Annotated in this window: 26 protein-coding genes; 22 read left to right on the top strand and 4 right to left on the bottom strand. The window is 28.3% G+C overall.

The window, feature by feature from the left end:
* The first annotated feature begins 79 nt into the window (after positions 1–79).
* The 12 genes from ACKVOV_RS11230 (at position 80) to ACKVOV_RS11175 (ending at position 4,751) form a co-directional block, all read left to right on the top strand.
* The gene (locus ACKVOV_RS11230) at positions 80–517 is read left to right on the top strand and encodes a hypothetical protein (protein ID WP_409206846.1); all 438 of its coding nucleotides are present in this window, start codon (positions 80–82) and stop codon (positions 515–517) included.
* 124 nt (positions 518–641) lie between these two features.
* The gene (locus ACKVOV_RS11225) at positions 642–893 is read left to right on the top strand and encodes a hypothetical protein (RefSeq protein ID WP_409206845.1); all 252 of its coding nucleotides are present in this window, start codon (positions 642–644) and stop codon (positions 891–893) included.
* 84 nt (positions 894–977) lie between these two features.
* Positions 978–1,202: a hypothetical protein gene (locus ACKVOV_RS11220; protein ID WP_409206844.1), complete on the top strand. Its 225-nt coding sequence runs from the start codon at positions 978–980 to the stop codon at positions 1,200–1,202.
* 9 nt (positions 1,203–1,211) lie between these two features.
* Positions 1,212–1,595: a hypothetical protein gene (locus ACKVOV_RS11215; protein ID WP_409206843.1), complete on the top strand. Its 384-nt coding sequence runs from the start codon at positions 1,212–1,214 to the stop codon at positions 1,593–1,595.
* Between the two features lie 7 nt (positions 1,596–1,602).
* Positions 1,603–2,031 (top strand): low affinity iron permease family protein, encoded by a 429-nt coding sequence (locus tag ACKVOV_RS11210; RefSeq protein WP_409206842.1) that lies wholly within the window; start codon positions 1,603–1,605, stop codon positions 2,029–2,031.
* Between the two features lie 110 nt (positions 2,032–2,141).
* Positions 2,142–2,327: a CsbD family protein gene (locus tag ACKVOV_RS11205; RefSeq protein ID WP_409206841.1), complete on the top strand. Its 186-nt coding sequence runs from the start codon at positions 2,142–2,144 to the stop codon at positions 2,325–2,327.
* A gap of 27 nt (positions 2,328–2,354) precedes the next feature.
* A complete protein-coding gene (locus tag ACKVOV_RS11200) occupies positions 2,355–2,819 on the top strand; it encodes a hypothetical protein (RefSeq protein ID WP_409206840.1) in 465 nt (154 codons plus the stop codon).
* A 152-nt stretch (positions 2,820–2,971) separates the two neighbouring features.
* The gene (locus ACKVOV_RS11195) at positions 2,972–3,622 is read left to right on the top strand and encodes a porin family protein (protein ID WP_409206839.1); all 651 of its coding nucleotides are present in this window, start codon (positions 2,972–2,974) and stop codon (positions 3,620–3,622) included.
* 18 nt (positions 3,623–3,640) lie between these two features.
* A complete protein-coding gene (locus ACKVOV_RS11190; protein ID WP_409206838.1) occupies positions 3,641–3,793 on the top strand; it encodes a lmo0937 family membrane protein in 153 nt (50 codons plus the stop codon).
* Positions 3,794–3,817: 24 nt separating this feature from the next.
* Positions 3,818–4,048, top strand: a complete 231-nt coding sequence (locus tag ACKVOV_RS11185; protein ID WP_409206837.1) for a YtxH domain-containing protein — start codon at positions 3,818–3,820, stop codon at positions 4,046–4,048.
* 15 nt (positions 4,049–4,063) lie between these two features.
* Positions 4,064–4,405: a hypothetical protein gene (locus ACKVOV_RS11180; protein WP_409206836.1), complete on the top strand. Its 342-nt coding sequence runs from the start codon at positions 4,064–4,066 to the stop codon at positions 4,403–4,405.
* Position 4,406: 1 nt separating this feature from the next.
* Complete coding sequence (locus tag ACKVOV_RS11175) at positions 4,407–4,751, top strand: hypothetical protein (RefSeq protein ID WP_409206835.1); 345 nt, start codon at positions 4,407–4,409, stop codon at positions 4,749–4,751.
* 251 nt (positions 4,752–5,002) lie between these two features.
* Here the strand turns inward: ACKVOV_RS11175 and ACKVOV_RS11170 are convergent, their stop codons facing one another.
* Positions 5,003–6,730, bottom strand: a complete 1,728-nt coding sequence (locus ACKVOV_RS11170; RefSeq protein ID WP_409206834.1) for a hypothetical protein — start codon at positions 6,728–6,730, stop codon at positions 5,003–5,005.
* A 234-nt stretch (positions 6,731–6,964) separates the two neighbouring features.
* Between ACKVOV_RS11170 and ACKVOV_RS11165 the strand changes: the two genes are divergently transcribed.
* The 5 genes from ACKVOV_RS11165 to ACKVOV_RS11145 all read left to right on the top strand — a co-directional run bounded on the left by ACKVOV_RS11165 (position 6,965) and on the right by ACKVOV_RS11145 (position 10,552).
* Positions 6,965–7,534: a hypothetical protein gene (locus ACKVOV_RS11165; protein WP_409206833.1), complete on the top strand. Its 570-nt coding sequence runs from the start codon at positions 6,965–6,967 to the stop codon at positions 7,532–7,534.
* 142 nt (positions 7,535–7,676) lie between these two features.
* Complete coding sequence (locus ACKVOV_RS11160) at positions 7,677–8,309, top strand: Crp/Fnr family transcriptional regulator (RefSeq protein ID WP_409206832.1); 633 nt, start codon at positions 7,677–7,679, stop codon at positions 8,307–8,309.
* Positions 8,310–8,369: 60 nt separating this feature from the next.
* Entirely contained in the window at positions 8,370–9,161 is a 792-nt protein-coding gene (locus tag ACKVOV_RS11155) for a sulfite exporter TauE/SafE family protein (RefSeq protein WP_409206831.1), read from the top strand.
* Positions 9,162–9,283: 122 nt separating this feature from the next.
* Positions 9,284–9,865 carry a dual specificity protein phosphatase family protein gene (locus ACKVOV_RS11150; RefSeq protein WP_409206830.1) on the top strand — a complete coding sequence of 194 codons (582 nt, stop codon included), beginning with the start codon at positions 9,284–9,286 and terminating at the stop codon, positions 9,863–9,865.
* 30 nt (positions 9,866–9,895) lie between these two features.
* Positions 9,896–10,552 carry a hypothetical protein gene (locus ACKVOV_RS11145; RefSeq protein WP_409206829.1) on the top strand — a complete coding sequence of 219 codons (657 nt, stop codon included), beginning with the start codon at positions 9,896–9,898 and terminating at the stop codon, positions 10,550–10,552.
* Positions 10,553–10,813: 261 nt separating this feature from the next.
* Here ACKVOV_RS11145 and ACKVOV_RS11140 read toward each other — a convergent pair whose 3' ends face one another.
* Together ACKVOV_RS11140 and ACKVOV_RS11135 are read right to left on the bottom strand one after the other, a co-directional pair.
* The gene (locus ACKVOV_RS11140; protein WP_409206828.1) at positions 10,814–12,109 is read right to left on the bottom strand and encodes an anion permease; all 1,296 of its coding nucleotides are present in this window, start codon (positions 12,107–12,109) and stop codon (positions 10,814–10,816) included.
* A 26-nt stretch (positions 12,110–12,135) separates the two neighbouring features.
* The gene (locus ACKVOV_RS11135) at positions 12,136–12,789 is read right to left on the bottom strand and encodes a DUF47 domain-containing protein (protein ID WP_409206827.1); all 654 of its coding nucleotides are present in this window, start codon (positions 12,787–12,789) and stop codon (positions 12,136–12,138) included.
* A 172-nt stretch (positions 12,790–12,961) separates the two neighbouring features.
* On the opposite strand from ACKVOV_RS11135, the gene ACKVOV_RS11130 reads away from it, so the two are divergent.
* The 5 genes from ACKVOV_RS11130 to ACKVOV_RS11110 all read left to right on the top strand — a co-directional run bounded on the left by ACKVOV_RS11130 (position 12,962) and on the right by ACKVOV_RS11110 (position 19,645).
* Positions 12,962–14,590: an acyl-CoA carboxylase subunit beta gene (locus ACKVOV_RS11130; protein ID WP_409206826.1), complete on the top strand. Its 1,629-nt coding sequence runs from the start codon at positions 12,962–12,964 to the stop codon at positions 14,588–14,590.
* 47 nt (positions 14,591–14,637) lie between these two features.
* The gene (locus ACKVOV_RS11125; RefSeq protein ID WP_409206825.1) at positions 14,638–16,200 is read left to right on the top strand and encodes a S41 family peptidase; all 1,563 of its coding nucleotides are present in this window, start codon (positions 14,638–14,640) and stop codon (positions 16,198–16,200) included.
* 6 nt (positions 16,201–16,206) lie between these two features.
* Positions 16,207–17,505, top strand: coding sequence for an alpha/beta fold hydrolase (locus tag ACKVOV_RS11120; RefSeq protein ID WP_409206824.1), 1,299 nt, complete (start codon positions 16,207–16,209; stop codon positions 17,503–17,505).
* Positions 17,506–17,530: 25 nt separating this feature from the next.
* Entirely contained in the window at positions 17,531–19,153 is a 1,623-nt protein-coding gene (locus tag ACKVOV_RS11115) for a M1 family metallopeptidase (protein WP_409206823.1), read from the top strand.
* Positions 19,154–19,222: 69 nt separating this feature from the next.
* Positions 19,223–19,645, top strand: coding sequence for a DoxX family protein (locus tag ACKVOV_RS11110; RefSeq protein ID WP_409206822.1), 423 nt, complete (start codon positions 19,223–19,225; stop codon positions 19,643–19,645).
* A 45-nt stretch (positions 19,646–19,690) separates the two neighbouring features.
* Here the strand turns inward: ACKVOV_RS11110 and ACKVOV_RS11105 are convergent, their stop codons facing one another.
* Positions 19,691–20,494 carry an HNH endonuclease gene (locus ACKVOV_RS11105; protein WP_409206821.1) on the bottom strand — a complete coding sequence of 268 codons (804 nt, stop codon included), beginning with the start codon at positions 20,492–20,494 and terminating at the stop codon, positions 19,691–19,693.
* Between the last annotated feature and the right edge of the window lie 13 nt (positions 20,495–20,507).

Raw genomic sequence — 20,507 nt, 5'->3', positions numbered from 1 at the left:
TACTAATAATTATACAACTTTTATAAAATTTTAAAAATCAAATTTGTAGAAGTAATAATCATTAACAAATTTTTAAAAAATGGAAAAGTTTAAATTATTTATATTAGGAACATTTCTTTTAGTATATAGTTTCTCACAAGCACAAGTTTCTGTAAATGTAAATATTGGAAGTCCACCAGTTTGGGGACCAACAGTTACAACAGAAGAGTACTATTATTTACCAGACATCGATTCATATTATGATATTCATCAATCTCAATTTATTTATCTTAATAATGGCGTCTGGATTCGTTCTAGATCATTGCCAAGACGCTATAGAAGCTACAATTTAAACACAGGTTATGTAGTTGCTTTAAATGATTATCACGGACATAATCCTTATACTCATTATAAAAACCATAGAGTTAAATATTATAAAAATGACAACAATTTGGAAAAGTCTAGAGGAAGTAATGAGCATCATGATAATGGTAATCACCGTGGGAATGAAAAAGGAAATAAAAGAGGGAAACATTAATTGATTTGATTATAAATCTATGAATATTGAAACTTATATAAATATTTGTATAACAAGTAATTAATGTAAATATCAGAGATTTGTATGGTTATGAAAATTAATTCACAACGTTAAATTAAACATTATGTCAAGTGAAGTAAAACCAGCAAAAAAAATTAAAGACCCAAAAATTGAAAGTCAAAAAATAGTTGACAATCACAAAAAAGCAGCAATGCATCATGAGGCAGCCGCATTACACCATCATGAAGCCGCAAAACATCAATTGGCAGGAAACAGCATTATGGCTTGCGGATGTAACACTAAGGCGAAAGACCAAACGGATTTAGCTAAAAAAGCACAAAAGAAAAATGCAAAGAAACAATCAGCAATAGCATAAGGATTTGATTTTTTGGTTAATTTTTAATTCTTAAAAAGCACCAAATGCAATTTGGTGCTTTTTTAATTTTTAATATAAAAATAAATGAAAACAGAAGCTGAACTAAACGAAAATATTTTAAAAATAACAATGACAATTCGTAACGAATTCCCAGAGTTAATAAAATATTTAAACGAGATGAAAGTGACAATTCCAGATGTGAAGACTCCAGAGATTAGTAATAAAATTCTAAAGGATTATTATGATTCTTTAGAAAATTTACTTAGGAAATATGCTCCAAATCATCCTAGCCTTATTAATAATTTTTAAAACACTAATATGAAAACGATAAAAAAAATAGCAGTTTATATGGATCATTTTACGGCAAATATTATCGAATATGCAAATGATGCCAAAGAAGTGAAAACTATAAAATCAGAATTTAATCATTTTGAAAAAGAGAAAATTTTGCAAAAAGGAGAAAGTCATTTGCATAATAAAGAACAGGATATGCAAAATATGTTTTATAAAAAACTAAGAGAAGAACTTCTAAATTATGATGAGGTTTTATTGTTTGGTGCTACTAATGCAAAAACTGAATTATCTAATATCTTAAAAGCGGATAACAAGTTTACAAACGTAGAAATAATTGTTAAAAATACCGATAAGCTTTCCGATAAAAAGCAAATTGCATTTGTAAATGATTGTTTTTATATTAATTAACTTATTTATGAAAAGTGCTTATTTCAATATCGAAAAATATTTTGAATTATTAGTTTCAATAGTAACTAAAATTCTAGGAAATTCTATCACATTTATTTTCGCATTTATTTTGGTTATATTTTGGTGGATTACAAATTTGCCTACATCTAAGGATTTGCATCAAAATATTGGAGATATTATTTTTGGAATCACTTTTTTAAGTTTATTTATTATTCAAAAATCATTTAATAGATATTCGGCATTAATTCATTTAAAAATGAATGAACTTATTTCATCGCATGAACCAGCCAATAACTCGGTAATGGATATGGGTAAAAAAACCGAAAAAGAAATTGTAGAACTTTATAAAGAATATATAGAAACTGAAACTGATGATTTAGCTGAGAAAGTATTAGATAATGCACTGAAAGATATAAATATTGAAAATCAAATCTAAAGCTATGAATATTACAACTCTTTCCTAAAATTGTATAAAGTATTATACGGCAATCGTTCTCACCTTTGTAATGTTAAGAAAATGTATTCTTAATTTTAAAATTTATAGATATGAACACAACAGAATTAAAAGGAGATTGGGAAGTACAAAAAGGGAAACTCAAACAAAAATTTGCAAAATTAACAGATAATGATTTATTATTTATTGATGGTAAAAAAGAAGAGATGTTAGGGAAGCTTCAAGTAACATTAGGAAAAACAAAAGAAGAATTACATAGTATTATAGAAGCTCTTTAATTAAAAATAATATTAAATTTTAAAATTATGAAAAAGTCAATTTTTATCTTAACAATAGCAACATTTATTTCAGGATTTGTGTTTACAGGATGTAAATCAAATTCGGATAAAGAAGCAGATGCTGTCGAAAACGTACAAGATGCCGCTGATAATCTAGATGCAGTAACTGATGATGTAAATAAAGATGCCGTTAAAAAAGCAAACGATGCTGAATGGCAAACTTATAAAGAAGAAGCAAACAAGACCATTGCAGATAATGAAGCTCGTATCGCAGAGTTAAAAAGTGCAATGAAAAAACCAGGTAAAACATTCGATGCAGCGTACGCAAAAAGCATTGATGCACTTGAAGAAAGAAATACTTCTTTGAAAACAAAAATCTCAGATTATGAAAATAATCAAACAGATTGGGAATCATTCAAACGAGAATTCGATTCGGATATGACTGGACTAGGACAAGCTTTTAAAGACTTAACAGTTAATAATAAAAAGTAAAGAAAAAGGCGAGATTTATTTCTCGCTTTTTTTATGAAATATTTTAAACTGTGAATATTATAACTTTTATTAAAAGTTATATAACATATTCGTTTTTAAATATGACAATCTTTGTAATGTAATAATAATGTTACAAACTAAACAAACATAATATGAAAAAGTCAAAAATTATTATTGCATTATTACTCTTTGTAAGTATCTCGCAGTTCACATTTGCGCAAGGTACTACCGATAGTAGTAAATTAAAATTTGGATTTAAAGGAGGTGTAAATTTCTCGAATCTTTACACAGAAGATGTAGATAGTAATAATGTCTTAACTGGTTTTAATGCTGGAATATTTGCAAAATTACCAATTACTGAATTATTTGCCATCCAACCAGAATTGTTATATACAACTAAAGGAGCTAAACTTACTTACAACAACTCTTTTGTAAATGGAACCTCAAAATTTAAGCTGAATTATATAGAACTTCCAGTTTTGTTGGTTGTAAATCTAACCAATAATTTCAATATTCATGCGGGGCCTTATGTATCCTATTTAGTTGATGGAAAAGCAACTAACGATTCACAAGGTACTTTGTTTGACACTGAAAATAATCTGAGTAATGAAGATTATAATAAGTTTGATACAGGACTTTCAGTAGGTGTAGGTTTCGACTCAGATAAGATTGGTTTTGGAGTTCGTTATAATTACGGATTGCAAAAAGTTGGAAAAGAAAGAAATTTTGCAGGAACAAATTACACTTTTCCTGATGGCAAAAACAGTGTAATCAATTTATATTTATCATATTCAATTTTATAAACTAAAAAATCAAATATCATGGGCAATTTACTATATACAATCGCAGTAATTTTAATTATTTTTTGGGCAATAGGATTCTTTGCATATAGTGCAGGAGCCATTATTCATGTCTTATTAGTTATTGCAGTTATTGCAGTATTATTAAGACTTATTCAGGGGAAAAAAGTATAAATAAATCATTTAAAAATAGAAATTATGGAATCAGGAAAAACAGTAGCTGGTGTTTTGTTAGGAATTGGAGTAGGTGCATTACTAGGAGTTTTATTTGCACCACATAAAGGTACAAAAACTAGAAGAAAAATTATGAGAAAAGGTCAGGATTATGCTGACGAATTAAAAGGAAAATTTGATGGTTTGTACCAAGAAGTTTCAGATAAATATGAAGATATTTTAGAAGAAACTAAATCAATGGTAACTCCAAAATAATTAAACTCAAAAACAATGGAAAATTCTACAACAACAATAGAAAAACTGATTGAAAAAGCAGAAATTTATAGCAAAACAACGCTCGAATTATGCAAATACGAAGCCGTCGACAAATCGGCAGAAATATTTTCGAATCTAGCAGTAAAGTTAGCTATGTCTATTGTTGTTGTTCTTTTTTTATTGCTAGTTAATGTTGGGTTAGCACTTTGTGTGGGACAATATTTAGGTGAAATATATTTAGGTTTTTTTGTAATAGCATTTGGTTATTTATGTTTGGCGATTTTGCTTTATATTTTTAGAGAAGAATGGGTTAAAAATCCAGTTAGTAATTTTATTATTAATAAAATGAAAAATTAGTATGAAACCAATTGATGAAAGAACTGCCCTTAAAGAAAAAATTGCTTTTTTGAAAAACAAACAAGCAGAAGATTTTTTGATACTTAAAGATCAATACCATACAACTATAGATAGTTTTAAACCTATAAACTTAATAAAAAGCTCGCTCCAAAAAGTGATAACTTCACCTGATTTAAAAGCTAATTTAATAAATGGAGCAATTGGTTTAGGAACAAATTATCTATCTAAAACATTATTAAACGATAATTCAGTGAATCCTATAAAACGAGGTTTGGGGAAAGTTTTAAAGTTTGCATTGAAGAATTTTATTGGAAAAAAATCGAAGAAATCTAATGATATAGATTGAAACTATTTTTTTCAATAAATTAAAAACCGATTCGAAAGTTTCGGTTTTTTTATGATTAAAACTATTTAATACTTTAATTTACAGCAATAAATAACATACAGTTTGTTATTTCAGCGAAGTAGAAATTTCTTCTAACATTCATATTATTTTATTTACTTCTTATGTAACGCAATCACTCAAGTTTCTCTTAGTCTAAATAACAATATTAGAATAAAGATCTAGTATTTTAAAGATAAGATTGTATAAAATAACTATTGATAATCTACTAAAATTGGCTTAGAAATCTCAAAATTTTGTAACCCAAAATCGGAAGTCGAAATAGAATTAGTTTTAAATACCGAATTGCCATCTGGAATATTAGGAAAGAACGAAAAAGAAAACTGAAATGTATTAAAAACTAAATAATCATTACTTATAATAATTCCTAATCCAATTTGAGAATATAACTTACTACGCTCAAATCCATTACTTTTATTTCCTAGCATTCCAGCAGAATAGCTTAAATAAGGATTTAATCTAAATCCTATAATGCGCCAAGGAGAATAACCCTGTATTTGAATAGTTGTTAATAGTTTTTTAGTTCCAAATAAGTCATCACTATTAAAACCGTTAATCCCTGTAGAACCATTTAACGTAAGTCTATCTACATTAGAATCTAATCGATTATTACCTATTATTACTTGTGGTTTTACGAATCCACGAAATTTCCAATCTCCAATTTCTTTTAAATTTGTGAAATAAACTAGTTTTAAACTACTAGTAGTTTGATTGGTTTTTCCATTATTTACAAAAGTTCCATATTCTATATTACCACTCAAGTAACCAAATTCAAAATAACTACCTATAGCAATTCTACCACCAGCATAAAATTGATAATCATTATATTTTTTCTGATAACCAGTAGTTAAATTATAAACAAATCCAGAAGCAATATCTTCAATAGTATTAAAATTAAATATGTATTTGTCCTGTGTAAATTTTCTAGAAGAAATCCCTAAACCAATTAAGTATAATTTTTCGTCTGCATATACATCTAAACTATCTTGATTAATAAATGTTTTCTCAGTATACTTTTTGTTAAAATACCTTGCGCTTGTTATAAAATTAGTAGCCCTATTATATTCTGAATTTCCTTTAAAAATTTGGTAAGAATGACCAGCCCAATAATCATGATAATTATATTTTACATTTTGTATTTCGGGTATTAGATCATTATTTAAAGATAGTAATTTATTTAAGTCTTGACCAATAGATATTCCTGCTCCCCAACGTGCATAAGGTGAGAAAAATGGACGCTCTAGACTTATTAATTTAGCGTAATTCCCATCTATGTCGATAGTGTAATTTAATCTTGCAGTTATAAAAGTATTAAGAATTGCTGGGATAAAATAATTACTACTATATCCATTTTTGTTTCCAGTAAGACTATTGGTATAGGAATTTGAAAATTCATGACCTATACCAAAAAAGTTTTTTTCAGTTAGATAAAATTTAGATTTTGTAGAGGATATAGAAAAATCAGGAGCTGAACTCCAAGAATCTAAGACTCTAATATAAACATCGACAGAATCTTGTGAAACCAATTTGATATGAGAAGTAATACTCCTTATATATCGTTGACTACGAACTAATCTTTCAGATTCTCTAACCAATAGCGAATCTAAAGGCTTATTTTTTTTGATTAAAAGTAAATTTCTAATAGCTATATTCTTAGTTTTTAGATGTAATGAATTCCCCGTTCTATCCATAAAATTCTTTGGAACTCGAGTAGAGTCAATATCAGAATATCCAAATGGATCTAATGTTGTGATTTTTATATCTCTAATTATTTTGCCTTCATATTGTGTGTAATTTGGTTTTTTTATTTTCTGAAAACTACTTTTTTGAACTTTTTGTTTGGCAACAGGTTCAAATATTAGTTTATAAACAAATTTTGTAAATTTTCTTTTTTTAGAATATTTTTCAATATTGCGATACATTTTTGAAGAATCAATTTTTTTCGGATTTTCTTGCGCAAATGAAAGTTGATAACTAAACATTATCAAAATAAAAAACATCAATTTTAGCTTTACAATCATTTCATTCTTTTAATTATCAAAATTACTATTAAAAAGGCTAAAAATTTATTTACCTGTGAATTATGAAACTTATAAAAATAATTCTACTAATCGTTAAGCTTAAATTTGTAATGTAATAATTTAAAACAAAACATTATGAAAACACAGATTCAGAATTTTAAAATGATAAGTAAAACTATCTTTTTTGGCGCTATAGGACTTTTATTTTCTACTAGTATCGAAGCACAAAATGCAAATACACAAACGGAGACAAAGACAACAACATTAACAAAAAAAGATTCCGACGGAGAACACAAAACAGTAAAAAAAGAAGTTACAAAAAAAGTTCAAAAAATAGAATTGGGTGAAGAAAAAGCAAATACAAAAAATATTCCAACAGCAGATTCACCAGTTATGGTTACCACCACAACAAAAATCACAAACCCTGACGGAAGTACTAGAACTGTAGATATCGATAGGAGCTCTTATTATGAATCAAATGGGAATAAGTATAAATTAGCATTAGATGCTTCTGGATATATTATGACTTACGGAGATTCTAAACCAGCCTTGTTAAGAAAAACATCAACTAATAGTTATATATTTAGATCAGAAAGTAAAACTGCAATAGGCTATTTCGATACAAATGGCGATTTAGTAGTAGAAATATATGATGATAAATCAGATAAAGTTACAATTGAAAAATATAAAGTTGTAAAAAATTAATAAAGGTTAAAAGTTTATATTAATTAAAAGGTTAAAATCGGTTCATTTATTTGAATCGATTTTTTTTTTCGTTTATTAAGTTTTGAAAGAAATAGTATTTTATATCAAAGAAAAAGTAAATTTGTAAACCATAACTTAATATATGAAAGATAGTATAAAAAATACTTTTCCAAATTTTTCTAATGATTTAATAAAAGATATTAATGAAAACGCTATTCATCAGTTTTTTTCTGCAGGAGAAACAATAATACGAACTGGCCAATATATAAAAAACACTGTATTGGTTTTAAGTGGAAGTATTAAGGTTTATCGTGAGGATGATGATGGAGGAGAATTTTTTATGTACTATTTGCAACCAGGTCAAGCTTGCGCTATTTCTATGATTTGTGCTACAAAAAGTGAGAAAAGTCAAATTATGGCAAAGGTCATAGAAGATGTAGAGTTGGTTATGGTTCCGTTACCACTCATGGACAAATGGATGATGCAACACAGAACTTGGTACGAATTTGTAATAGATACTTACCGAAATCGTTTTGAAGAAGTTTTAGAAGTTATTAATAGTATAGCTTTTAAAGCTATGGACGAAAGACTAGAGTTTTACTTGAAACGTCATAAAGAAGCCTGTGGTTGTAATGATTTGAAATTATCACATCAAGAAATAGCAACAGAATTAAATACTTCAAGAGAGGTTATCTCTAGATTACTTAAAAAATTAGAACAACGAGGTTCATTAAAACTGCATCGAAACCATATTGAGATTTTAAAAGCAATGTGATAAATGTTACAGAAAGCGAATAATATTCTTATGATATTTACCAAATAATTTTTTATAATTATGGAATATATAGGTTATTTTATTTCTATTCTAATAGGTATGACACTTGGTTTAGTAGGTGCAGGAGGTAGTATTCTTACTGTTCCCGTACTTGTTTATTTATTTAAAATAAATCCAGAAAGCGCAGTTAGTTACTCCTTATTTATTGTCGGAATATCTTCAATGGTAGGTTCTTACAGGCATTATCTATTAGGAAATTTGAAAATAAAATCGGCGTTAATATTTGCTTTACCATCTGTAATTTCATTACTTATTGTTAGAGAAATAATCCTTCCAATGATTCCTTCTCAAATTTTTGCTGTTAATGATTTTGTAGTTTCTAAAAACATGCTAATCATGATTGTTTTTGCAGGTCTAATGATTCTTGCATCGATTTCGATGATAAAAAAGTCAAAAGACAAACCTGAAACGATAGAAAACGTAAATTATAAAATATTAGTATTTATAGGTTTTTTAGTAGGATTAGTAACTGGTTTTTTGGGTGCTGGAGGAGGTTTCTTGATAATTCCTGCATTATTGTTTTTTGCAAATTTACCTATGAAACAAGCAGTAGGAACATCATTGCTAATCATTTCTATAAATTCTGCAATAGGATTTAGTGGAGATATATTAACAGGTGTTCAAATTAATTATAAAATGCTTTTTACTATATCAATCATTGCAATAATTGGAATGTTTATAGGAACTGCATTGTCTAAAAAAATTGACGGAAAAAAGTTAAAGCCTGCTTTTGGTTGGTTTGTTCTTGTTATGGGAATTTATATAATTACTAAAGAGCTTATCTTAAAATAAAAGATTTGAAAATAGTTCAAATAGAATTTCTTTAGCTCTATCTTTTTTAGAATTAAACTTTATAAATATTTGATTATAGTATAAGTTAAGTGATTAAATTTGAATATTTTTGTAAAAAAAAAATGAAAAAGAATAAAAAAATAATTGGTTTCACAATTCTTGCAATAGTACTTTTATTTGTAGGAAAGTATGTTTATGACATGAATATAAATCATAATTTCGAAACCATAACCGAAGGGAAAGTATATAAATCTGGCGTGATTCCGCCAAACGAAATAGAAAGTTATGTCAAAAAATATAAGATAAAATCTATTGTCGATTTGCGTTTCCCAGGAACTGCCGATTTAGTTAATAATCCAGAAATCCCTGCCGAATTAACTGCCGAAAAAGAAGCTATTGCAAAAATAAAAGGAGTAAACTACTTTAACAATGGTTCAGACCAAGTTCCTACCCAAAAAAATGTAGATACTTTTTTAAAAATCATGGATAACAAGGACAATTATCCAGTCTTAATTCACTGTTATCACGGTGTAGGTCGTGCCGAAATGTATTCTGCAATTTACAGAATAGAATACGAAAATTTCACGAACAAAGAAGCCAGAGATAATGTAAGAACGCTAATAAAATTTAGTTCTTTCGATGATGGCAAACCAAAAGGAGAATACTTGATGCATTATAAATCGAGAAAAGATTCATTGAAGTAATATGTTTTTAAAAGGTTAAAAAAACCGACAATGATAAATAATCTCGACATTTTTGATTCTGTAAAATCTGAAGCAATAAAAGAATTGTCTTCAGAAATTTTAGAAACAACTTTTGATTTAATGACTGATTCAGAGGTTTTAAAAGAAATTCCAATTTTTGGACTTGGATTTAAGTCTTATGGTTTATATCAAACATTAACAGAGTCATTTTTTGTAAAAAAACTAATGAAATTTTTATTTGAATTAAAAGAGATACCTTTTGATAAGAGACAAAAATTTATTCAAGACTTAGAAGATAAAGAAGAGACTACAAAAGCTGGAGAAAAACTATTGATTACACTTACTCGTCTTAATGATGCCGATAAAGCAACAATTATAGGACGATTATTTAAACATACGATTTTAGGAGAAATCGAATTTAATGACTTTAACAGATTATCTCACATAATCGATAACGCATTTACTAATGATTTAATGTTGCTTAAAAAAAATCCTCATTTGGGTTACATAGATGAAAATATAAAATCAAATCTAAATCAATTGGGTTTATTGAAACAATCAATTTCTGATTTTCAAAAGCATCAAGAATTTCTCGATAGACAAGGTTCAGGTTCCAAGGCAATTCCAAAATTACAATATGAAGCTAATGAATATTGTAAAATTTTAATTAATTATGGGTTAGAATAAAACCAGCATATAATAGTAGTTTGCATCAATGGCTTAATTCTGTGTTTATTTAGAAAATACAAACTGATAACTCAAAGGTTGGTTTATATTTTGTGATTGTTTGGTAATATTCACACTTACTAAGGCAAGCCACTAGGTCTTGTTTTTTTAAAATTACTAGTTGAAACCCAAGAACGACCTTCACAAATAACACTTCCAATTTCAAAACATAAAAAAGGGAGAAATTTAAATTTCTCCCTTTTGCTTTTATAATAAAATTTATTAAATAAATATTGTCGTAATATAATATACAATTACAGCAATTAAAGCTGTAACAGGTATGGTAAGTACCCAAGCCCATAATAAATTTATAGTAATTCCCCAACGTACAGCAGAAATCCTTTTTGTAATTCCTACACCAATTATAGAACCTGCAATAGTATGTGTTGTAGATACTGGTACTTTAAAATGTTCTGTCATAAACAAAGTTAATGCTCCAGCAGATTCTGCAACAACACCTTCAAAAGAAGTTACTTTGGTAATTTTAGATCCCATTGTTTTTACAATTTTCCATCCACCACTTAACGTTCCTAATGCAATCACACTATAACAAGCAATTGGAATCCAATCTGGCATTTGACCTTCTATTTTCACACCGTCTTTATCAGATGGTAATATAACGTGCAACCAACTTGGTAATGAATCTATAGTAGCACCACTAGTGTGAATATAAACTGCAACTGCTGCTGCAATAATACCCATTACTTTTTGTGAATCATTACCACCATGACCTAAACTGAAAGAGGCAGATGATAATAATTGCATTTTTCTAAGTATTGCTTGCGATGTCGCAGTAGAGAAGCTACTAAATAATAAATTAAAAATTGCAATACTAAAGAAGATTATTGCTACCAACAACCATTTAATATTAGATGGTTCTGTAATAGTTGCTAAAAAATGATTGTCAAATCGAGGTTTTTTAATATCATCATATCCTATTAAGACAGTGCTTAAAAACCAAATTGATAATATCATTAAAGCAATTGTTAGCAATTTTGGATAAATATTCTTTTTAGAAGAATACATTAACCAAAGCGATATAAAATAGGAAATTAACATTCCTAACAAAGGCGCTAAAACAATAAAAGCAATAATTACTAATACTCCTGTAGGCAAATGTCCGTCTTCTCCTGGTTTGTACCAATTTACAACATTAAAACCTGCATGAGCAATTGCAGCTCCAGCAAATCCACCAATTAAAGTATGTGATGATGATGAAGGAATTCCTTTCCACCAGGTGATTAGATTCCAGATGATGGCGGCAATAACTCCAGAGAGGATAACCGCTAAATTTATATTTTCAGTTTTTGCAGTTTTTGCCACTGTATCGGCAACACCAAATCCAAAAACCCAAAAGGCTAAAAAGTTAAAAAATGCTGCCCAAACTACAGCTTGAAAAGGAGTTAAAACTTTGGTTGCCACAATAGTTGCAATAGAATTTGCCGCATCGTGAAAACCATTTATATAATCAAATATCAGGGCAAGTACTATAACAACTATAAGTAAGGTAAAATCCATAAAAGTTATTTTTTTTGTTTAAACTGTTATGAATGTTTTACCGAAATAGCTTCAAGTGTTCTAGCAACACTTCTACATTTATCAGTCGCATAATGAAGTGCAGATAAAACTTCTTTATATTTAATTATATTAATCGCATCGCTTTCATTTTCAAACAAATCAGAAACAGCCTTGTCAAAAATAACATCTGCTTTACTCTCTAATTTGTATATTTTTTTTACAGCATCGTTTATTTTTCCAAGATTTTTCAAATCATTTAATTCAATTACTGCATTGTTTATATGATTACAAGCTTCAACATTAATCTCTGTTAATTTTCGGATAGATTTATTTATTTTTCCAACATTATATAATCTCATTCTGTTTGAAGCAGTATAAATATTATTAGCTACTTCATTTATTGATGTAATTAATGAATGAATATCTTCTCTATCAAAAGGAGTAATAAAATTTTTGCTCAATTCAAGATTCATTTTATGAGTAGTTTCTTCAATAGTAATAACTAATGATTCTACTTGCTTGTAATAATCAGTACGATTTCCTTTCTCATCTTTACTAATATTTACTGCCTCGTGCAAGTTCTCAGATAATGCAAATAAATCATTTGAAGCTTTTATAAATAAAGGAAAAAAAGTTTTGTCTTTAGGTACTAAAAATTGAAAGATATCTTTTAAAGCCATTTTGTTTGTTTTAAATTTTGTTGCAAATGTAATAATGTAATGTTAAGTTAACATTAAATATTAAAAAATAATCTTTTATCATATACATAAAATTGAATGATTAAAATCACAATTGATTTTGTATTTTAGCCACATAAAATTAGTATTATTTTTCAAACAATATTGTATAAAAATGGACATAAACTTCAACAAAAACGAAGATCACAATAAACTATTATTATCAGATTTAAGACAACGTTTTGCTAAAGTAAAATTAGGAGGAGGAGAAAAACGCATCGAAAAATTACATTCAGAAGGCAAAATGACCGCTCGTGAACGTATAGATTATTTGCTTGATAATAAGGAAAATAATATCGAAATAGGTGCTTTTGTTGGAGAAGGAATGTACAAAGAACATGGTGGTTGCCCGTCAGGTGGAGTAGTGGTAAAAATGGGTTATATTTCAGGAAAACAATGTATTGTTGTGGCTAATGATGCAACTGTAAAAGCAGGCGCTTGGTTTCCAATTACTGCAAAAAAGAACCTTCGTGCGCAAGAAATTGCCATGGAAAATAGATTACCAATTATTTATTTAGTTGATTCAGCAGGAGTTTATTTGCCATTACAAGACGAAATTTTTCCAGACAAAGAACACTTTGGACGTATTTTTAGAAACAATGCCATTATGAGTAGTATGGGAATTACCCAGATTGCAGCGGTTATGGGAAGTTGTGTTGCTGGTGGTGCTTATTTGCCTATCATGAGTGACGAAGCCATGATTGTAGATAAAACAGGAAGTATTTTCCTCGCAGGAAGTTATTTAGTAAAAGCAGCCATTGGCGAAACTATCGATAATGAAACTTTAGGTGGCGCTACAACACATTGTGAAATTTCTGGTGTGACTGATTATAAAGCCAAAGATGACAAAGATGCTTTAGACAGAATAAAAAGTATTGTGGGGAAAATTGGTGATTTCGATAAAGCAGGTTATAACCGAGTTAAATCAGAAAAACCAGCTCTTGACCCAAATGATATCTACGGAATTATTCCTAAATCACGTGCAGATCAATATGATATGTACGAGATTATAAAAAGAATGGTCGATAATTCTGAATTTGATGAATACAAAGGCGATTACGGAAAAACATTAATCACAGCTTATGCCCGTATAGACGGTTGGGCTGTAGGAATTGTTGCCAATCAGCGTAAAGTAGTTAAAAATGCCAAAGGCGAAATGCAATTTGGCGGTGCAATTTATTCAGATTCTGCCGATAAAGCCACCCGTTTTATTGCCAATTGTAATCAGAAGAAAATTCCATTAGTTTTTGTACAAGACGTTACAGGATTTATGGTTGGAAGCAAATCAGAACACGGAGGTATCATAAAAGATGGTGCCAAAATGGTGAATGCCGTTTCTAATTCAGTAGTGCCAAAGTTTACTGTAATCGTAGGAAATTCTTACGGAGCAGGAAATTATGCCATGTGCGGAAAAGCTTATGATCCAAGATTAATATTTGCTTGGCCAAGTGCCGAACTTGCTGTTATGGGAGGAACTCAAGCCGCAAAAGTATTAGCACAAATTGAAGCTTCTTCGCTCAAAGCCAAAGGAGAAGTAATTGATGAAGCCAAAGAAAAAGAATTATTTGATAAAATAAAAGCACGTTACGACGAACAAGTTTCTCCTTATTATGCAGCTTCAAGATTGTGGACTGATGCTATAATAGATCCTTTAGAAACTAGGACTTGGATTTCGATGGGAATTGAAGCAGCAAATCATTCACCAATTGAGAAAAAATTTAATTTGGGAGTAATTCAGGTTTAGAAAAAATAAATTTAATTCACAATTTAATCCATTATTAAGTAGAATATATGAAAAAAGTACTTCTTCTAATTTCAATATTATTTTTTGCAAATTGTTCATCAATAAAAAAATATAATGCACATATAAATGATTTAATTTCTGAACAAGATTTAAAATCCGATACCGATTTTATTTACAAAAAACTACAAGATTTACACCCAAAATTGTATTGGTATATCTCAAAAGAAAAGCTAGATTTTAAATTTGATAGTTTAAAAACTACAATAAATAAACCAATGACGAGTTTTCAATTTTATCAAAAAATTGCTCCAGTAATTTGCGAAGTACGACAAGGACATATGTTTGTTTTTCCTACAACAAAAAAGTTGACTAAAAAAGAAACCACAAGCATGAAAAAACGTGGAGACGGACCATTATCACAGTTTGATTTTGAAGTTTTTAATAACAAATTATATGTTGTAAAAAATAAATCAAATAATAAATCAATTGAAGTTGGAAGTGAAGTTGTTTCTATTGATGGGAAGAATGTTTCAACATTATTAGATGATTATAAAAAGAACTTTACTTCTGATGGTTTTAATCGAACATTTAAAAATAACTTTTTGGGTCAACGTTTTTCTACAATTTATTCTTTAAATAATGATATTAAAGATTCTCTAAAATATGATTTTAAAATTAAAAATGAATTAAAATCTATTGTAATAAAAAGGCAAATAGTAGATTCTACCGAAATTAAAAAATCAAAAATAGTTCTTACCAAGGAACAGAAAAAAGCAATAGCAAAAAAGAAAGACATTTTGGGTTATGACGCTAAAAGTAAAAAATACATGCGCAATCTTAAATTTATTGAAAAAGATAGCAGTATAGCAGTCATGAAAATAAATGGTTTTCGAGAAGGAGATGCTGATGCGTTTTACAAAGAAAGTTTTCTAAAAATCAAAAAATATGATACAAAAACCTTAATTATTGATATTAGAAATAACGGAGGAGGACGACTTAATGAAATAGCAAAATTATACACTTATCTAACAGATAAAGACTTCAATTTTGTTGAAAAATCCCTAGTTACTAAAAAAACTAGCTTATTATATGCCGATTTTTATAAAGGAGGTGGAGTGGGAACTAAAATTATGAAAACAATTTTTGCTATCGGATATTATCCATTAATGTATTTTTCGGTTCATAAAAATGAAGATAACAAATATTACAAACAAGCAAGTTCTAAAACTAAGAAGCCAGATGTAAATAACTTCAAAGGGAAAGTATATGTGCTTATAAATGGTGGAAGCTTTTCTGCTTCAAGTATTATTTCTTCTAATTTGAAAGGGTCAAAAAGAGCTATATTCGTAGGAGAGGAAACAGGTGGAGCTTATAACGGAACTGTTGCAGGAAGAATGCCAACGATAGAAATGCCAAATTCTAAAATAAATATAAGAATGGGTCTTATGGCTTGTATTCCAGCTTATAAAACAGATGTTGAAGGTCACGGAATTATGCCTGACAAAGAAATTTTGCCAACACTTGAAGATAGAATAAACAATATAGATCCAGAAATGAATTGGATTTTAGATGATATAAAAACAAATAAATCGGACATTTCTAAAAATTAATTTAAAATGAAAATAAATATCTTTTTTCTAGTGGTTAGCGTATTTGTAATTAGCTTAAAATCTAATGGTCAAGAGGTTGTAGATGTACAGCAAGAATGGACATCATATTCACAAGCAATAAATATTGCTGATAAAACAGGTTATGATTTTCGTGTTTCGGTAGCAATTCGAAAAGAAAGTAAAAGTAATTCATCTAAAGCCTCTTTATGGGTTAGAGTAGATAAAAAAGACGGAAAAGTTGGCTTTTTTAATAATAATGTAAATTCTATTAATGTTACCGATAAATGGGAAATATTTGAAATCAAAGGAATTATAGATGATAATGCGGATTTAATAAACATAGGTGCTTTTGTTGAGAATACAGGGAATTATTATTATGATAATTTTAAATTAGAAATCAAGAAAGGGAAAGGAAAATGGGAATTAATTACTATAAAAAATTCGGATTTTGAAGACAATATTGAAAAAGAGCAATTTTGGAAAAATGGTATTGGAAGAAAAGTAGTTAATGTTAAAGACTTTGAAATAGAATATTCTGCCACAAATCCTTATAAAGGAAATAAATGTTTACTAATAAAAGGTAAAAATATTTTAGGTAGTAATGATGCAATTGGTAAATACGTAGATGTTAATGGAGTTAGCTTATATTATGAAGTATATGGTGAAGGAGAACCTTTATTAATGATTCATGGTAATGGTAATTCTATGGGAGGGTTTATAGGAAATGTACCAGAATTGGCAAAACATTATAAGGTTATTTTAGTTGATTGCAGAGGAAGAGGAGCTTCTACCTATAACAAAAATGTAGAGCTTACATTTGATTTGCAAATTGAAGATTTAAAACAATTCTTAGATAAATTGAATATTCAAAAATCAAATATTATTGGTTGGAGTGATGGAGGAATTCTAGGTTTATTAATGGCGATAAAACATCCTGAAAGAGTTAATAAATTGGTTTCTATGGCTGCAAATATTTTCCCCAATGGTTGTGTAGATTTAGATGATATGAAAAAAGTTCGTGATAATTTGATAAAAGACAATAAGGATAATAAAAACGATCTGGCTATAGATCTTTATAATTTAGATATCAAATATCCTAATTTAGAGTATAAAGATCTAGGTGTCATAAAATCTAAAACACTAATCATGGCTGGAGATCATGATGAAATAAAAAATGAGCATACAGTTAAAATATTTGAAGCAATTCCAGGAGCACAATTAGCAGTAGTACCCAATTCAACACATTATCTTCCAGCGAAAAACCCAAAATTATTCAATCAAATTGTATTAGAATTTTTAAAATAGAATTTATTTTTCTAACTGAATTAATATGAAAAACATCATTATTTTTTTATTATTTACAAATTTACTTTCAGCACAACTAACCGTTCCTAAAGATAATTTTACTCATCGCGATACACTTCAAGGCGGATTACGATTAGAAAGAATGTGTTTCGATGTGCAACGATATGATTTAAATATCAAAGTCAATATTGAAGAAAAATCTATTGTTGGTTACAATGATATTACTTTCAAAGTTGTTGAAAATACAAGTAAAATACAAATCGATTTGTTTGAGAATATGAAGGTAGATAGTATTGTTTATAATACTAAAAAGCTGAATTACAAACGAGATAATCTAGCTGTTTTTATCGCTTTCAACGAAAGTTTAAAAATTGGAAATAATGAAAAAATTCGATTTTATTATTCAGGAAATCCAACTATTGCAAAAAGAGCACCTTGGGATGGAGGTTTTGTATTTACAAAGGATAAACAAGGAAAAAATTGGGTTGGAGTAGCTTGTCAAGGAACAGGAGCGAGTTTGTGGTATCCTTGCAAAGATTCTCAAAGTGACGAACCAGATTTTGGAGCAACGATAAAAGTAGCTGTTCCTAACGGTTTAATGAATGTTTCTAATGGACGTTTTCTGGGAAGTGAAGATTTAAAAAATGGTTATACTAGTTGGAATTGGGAAGTAAAAAATCCTATAAACACTTATGACATTACCTTAAATATTGGTGATTACGTGCATTTTGGAGAAAATTATAAAGGTTTAGATTTAGATTATTATGTTTTGCGAGAAAACGAAGAAAAAGCTCGTAAAAAATTTGAGGAAGTGAAACCAATGATGGATTGTTTTCAGTCTAAATTTGGCACATATCCTTTTGCTTCCGATGGTTATAAATTGGTCGAAACTCCTTATTTAGGGATGGAACATCAAAGCGCAGTTGCTTATGGTAATCATTATGATAAAGGTTATTTAGGCAGAGATTTGTCTGGAACAGGAATGGGAATGCTATTCGATTTTATTATCATTCACGAATCGGGTCACGAATGGTTTGGTAACAGTATTACTTCTAGAGATATTGCAGATATGTGGATTCATGAAGGATTCACTTGTTATACCGAAACTGTTTTTTTAGAATGCCAATATGGTTACGAAAAATCACAAACATACATTAATGGACTTCAAAAAAACATACAAAATGACCAGCCCATTATAGGTCCTTATGGAGTAAATAAAGAAGGCTCTGGAGATATGTATTACAAAGGTGCTTTAATGTTAAATACAATAAGAAGTATAATAAATGACGATGCAAAATGGTGGGCAATTTTATTAAAATATTCCAATAAATTTCGTCATCAAATTATTGACACTAAAATGGTAGTTGATTTTTTTAATAACGAATCAGGATTGAATTTGACACCAATTTTTAATCAGTATCTAAGATATAAAACAATTCCTACTTTAGAATTAAAAAAAGAGAAGGGCAAACTTTCTTACCGATGGAAATCGGAGGAACCAAATTTTAATATGCCAATTGATATTAATATAAAAAATAAAATAATTCGTTTAATACCAAGTAATAATTGGAATTTATCTAATATTAAAGTTAAAAATATTAGTGAAGTTGAAGTTTTAAAAAATAAATTCTACATTAATATTCAATAAAAAAATAGTTAATTTTTATTTTATATACTAAAATTTTGTAATTTAGTTATGTAATTTAACTTAATTATTATGAATACGGTAAAAAAATTAAACAAATGGGCAAATGCTCATACCTATTATGGTATAGATTTGCTACGTATTTTAGTTGGTGTTTTTCTTGTTTGGAAAGGAATTTCTTTTATTACCAATACAGAATATTATGATTATTATGCCGAACCACTAAAAAAAATTGGAGGAGGAATGATAATTATTCATTATGTTGTAGCGGCAAATATGGTAGGAGGAGTAATGTTAATTTTTGGGTTATTAACTAGATGGGTTATTTTTTCACAATTACCAATATTATTAGGCGCTATTTTGATAAACTTTATTGGAAAAATGGAATTTCAGAACTTGATATTATCTATTTCTATTTTTGTAATCTGCCTATTTTTCTTAATGTATGGAAGCGGAAGACATTCTGCCGATTATTATTTTAAGATGCAACAATAAATTAACTATAACAAAAAAAGGTCTGAAAAATATCAGACCTTTTTGTTATAAAGCAGCTGGTACTTTCCCCCAGTTTATCCCTCTTTTTATTCGTAAAAGTTGCGTTTCGGTAACTTTTGTTCGTTTGGCTAATTCTCGAAGCGAAACACCTTCATTTATACGTTTCTTAATAATCATAACTTGATTAACAGTTAGTTTTGTATTAGCTCTATGTCCACCATTTATAAGAACTTTTGCTTTTGACTTTATAACGTATGGACTATTTTTTTGATGTAAAGAATTTTCTTCGCGAGTCATCCATTTTAGATTTGAATGATGATTATTTAGTTTGTCATAATCTATATGAGCTACTAAATTATGCTCTTCCGAAGGTTTTTCTACAAAATAAATAGCTACATATCGGTGTACAAGATTTCCAACAGTTTTTTTACGTTTTCTTTCGGCTTTCTGGTATTTCTTTTTATAAATTAACCTTACTTTATCTAGTAATAACTCTGTTTCTGCAATTTTATTTAAAATAGATTTATATCTTTTATTTTTAACATCTAAATTATCTAATTCACTTTTATAGGACTTAATTTCTAATTTAAGAGCAGCAATTTCTTGTTGTGCTGGCAAGAATTTTTCACTTTCTTTTTTTGTAATAGGCGTTATAAGTGATATATTAATAGACGGATAACCTTCTGTTAGTTTAGGACTTAATATTCTTTCAAACCGAGTTTCGAGTGTAATTCGTTTTATATTACCATAATTAGAAACATATAGTTCATATTTTTCAGCAAAAGGCGATTTTAATTCTACCTGTTTCCATATTTCCTCGTCATAAAATCTTTTTATATAACTAATCATAATAAAGTCTTTT

Origin of the sequence: Flavobacterium sp., assembly GCF_046153165.1 — a bacterium.
GTDB lineage: Bacteria > Bacteroidota > Bacteroidia > Flavobacteriales > Flavobacteriaceae > Flavobacterium.
Note: the sequence above shows the minus strand (reverse complement) of the source record. Positions and strands in the feature narration are given on the sequence as shown.

Bases quoted from the DNA above. Each gene is read 5' to 3' on its own strand.
- ACKVOV_RS11130 (WP_409206826.1), top strand. From the start codon at position 12,962: ATGGACATAAACTTCAACAAAAACGAAGATCACAATAAACTATTATTA.
- ACKVOV_RS11125 (WP_409206825.1), top strand. From the start codon at position 14,638: ATGAAAAAAGTACTTCTTCTAATTTCAATATTATTTTTTGCAAATTGT.
- ACKVOV_RS11170 (WP_409206834.1), bottom strand. From the start codon at position 6,730: ATGTATCGCAATATTGAAAAATATTCTAAAAAAAGAAAATTTACAAAA.
- ACKVOV_RS11140 (WP_409206828.1), bottom strand. From the start codon at position 12,109: ATGGATTTTACCTTACTTATAGTTGTTATAGTACTTGCCCTGATATTT.
- ACKVOV_RS11165 (WP_409206833.1), top strand. From the start codon at position 6,965: ATGAAAACACAGATTCAGAATTTTAAAATGATAAGTAAAACTATCTTT.
- ACKVOV_RS11155 (WP_409206831.1), top strand. From the start codon at position 8,370: ATGGAATATATAGGTTATTTTATTTCTATTCTAATAGGTATGACACTT.
- ACKVOV_RS11190 (WP_409206838.1), top strand. From the start codon at position 3,641: ATGGGCAATTTACTATATACAATCGCAGTAATTTTAATTATTTTTTGG.
- ACKVOV_RS11180 (WP_409206836.1), top strand. From the start codon at position 4,064: ATGGAAAATTCTACAACAACAATAGAAAAACTGATTGAAAAAGCAGAA.
- ACKVOV_RS11105 (WP_409206821.1), bottom strand. From the start codon at position 20,494: ATGATTAGTTATATAAAAAGATTTTATGACGAGGAAATATGGAAACAG.
- ACKVOV_RS11185 (WP_409206837.1), top strand. From the start codon at position 3,818: ATGGAATCAGGAAAAACAGTAGCTGGTGTTTTGTTAGGAATTGGAGTA.
- ACKVOV_RS11200 (WP_409206840.1), top strand. From the start codon at position 2,355: ATGAAAAAGTCAATTTTTATCTTAACAATAGCAACATTTATTTCAGGA.
- ACKVOV_RS11230 (WP_409206846.1), top strand. From the start codon at position 80: ATGGAAAAGTTTAAATTATTTATATTAGGAACATTTCTTTTAGTATAT.
- ACKVOV_RS11220 (WP_409206844.1), top strand. From the start codon at position 978: ATGAAAACAGAAGCTGAACTAAACGAAAATATTTTAAAAATAACAATG.
- ACKVOV_RS11115 (WP_409206823.1), top strand. From the start codon at position 17,531: ATGAAAAACATCATTATTTTTTTATTATTTACAAATTTACTTTCAGCA.
- ACKVOV_RS11120 (WP_409206824.1), top strand. From the start codon at position 16,207: ATGAAAATAAATATCTTTTTTCTAGTGGTTAGCGTATTTGTAATTAGC.
- ACKVOV_RS11215 (WP_409206843.1), top strand. From the start codon at position 1,212: ATGAAAACGATAAAAAAAATAGCAGTTTATATGGATCATTTTACGGCA.
- ACKVOV_RS11145 (WP_409206829.1), top strand. From the start codon at position 9,896: ATGATAAATAATCTCGACATTTTTGATTCTGTAAAATCTGAAGCAATA.
- ACKVOV_RS11195 (WP_409206839.1), top strand. From the start codon at position 2,972: ATGAAAAAGTCAAAAATTATTATTGCATTATTACTCTTTGTAAGTATC.
- ACKVOV_RS11150 (WP_409206830.1), top strand. From the start codon at position 9,284: ATGAAAAAGAATAAAAAAATAATTGGTTTCACAATTCTTGCAATAGTA.
- ACKVOV_RS11110 (WP_409206822.1), top strand. From the start codon at position 19,223: ATGAATACGGTAAAAAAATTAAACAAATGGGCAAATGCTCATACCTAT.
- ACKVOV_RS11225 (WP_409206845.1), top strand. From the start codon at position 642: ATGTCAAGTGAAGTAAAACCAGCAAAAAAAATTAAAGACCCAAAAATT.
- ACKVOV_RS11175 (WP_409206835.1), top strand. From the start codon at position 4,407: ATGAAACCAATTGATGAAAGAACTGCCCTTAAAGAAAAAATTGCTTTT.
- ACKVOV_RS11135 (WP_409206827.1), bottom strand. From the start codon at position 12,789: ATGGCTTTAAAAGATATCTTTCAATTTTTAGTACCTAAAGACAAAACT.
- ACKVOV_RS11160 (WP_409206832.1), top strand. From the start codon at position 7,677: ATGAAAGATAGTATAAAAAATACTTTTCCAAATTTTTCTAATGATTTA.
- ACKVOV_RS11210 (WP_409206842.1), top strand. From the start codon at position 1,603: ATGAAAAGTGCTTATTTCAATATCGAAAAATATTTTGAATTATTAGTT.
- ACKVOV_RS11205 (WP_409206841.1), top strand. From the start codon at position 2,142: ATGAACACAACAGAATTAAAAGGAGATTGGGAAGTACAAAAAGGGAAA.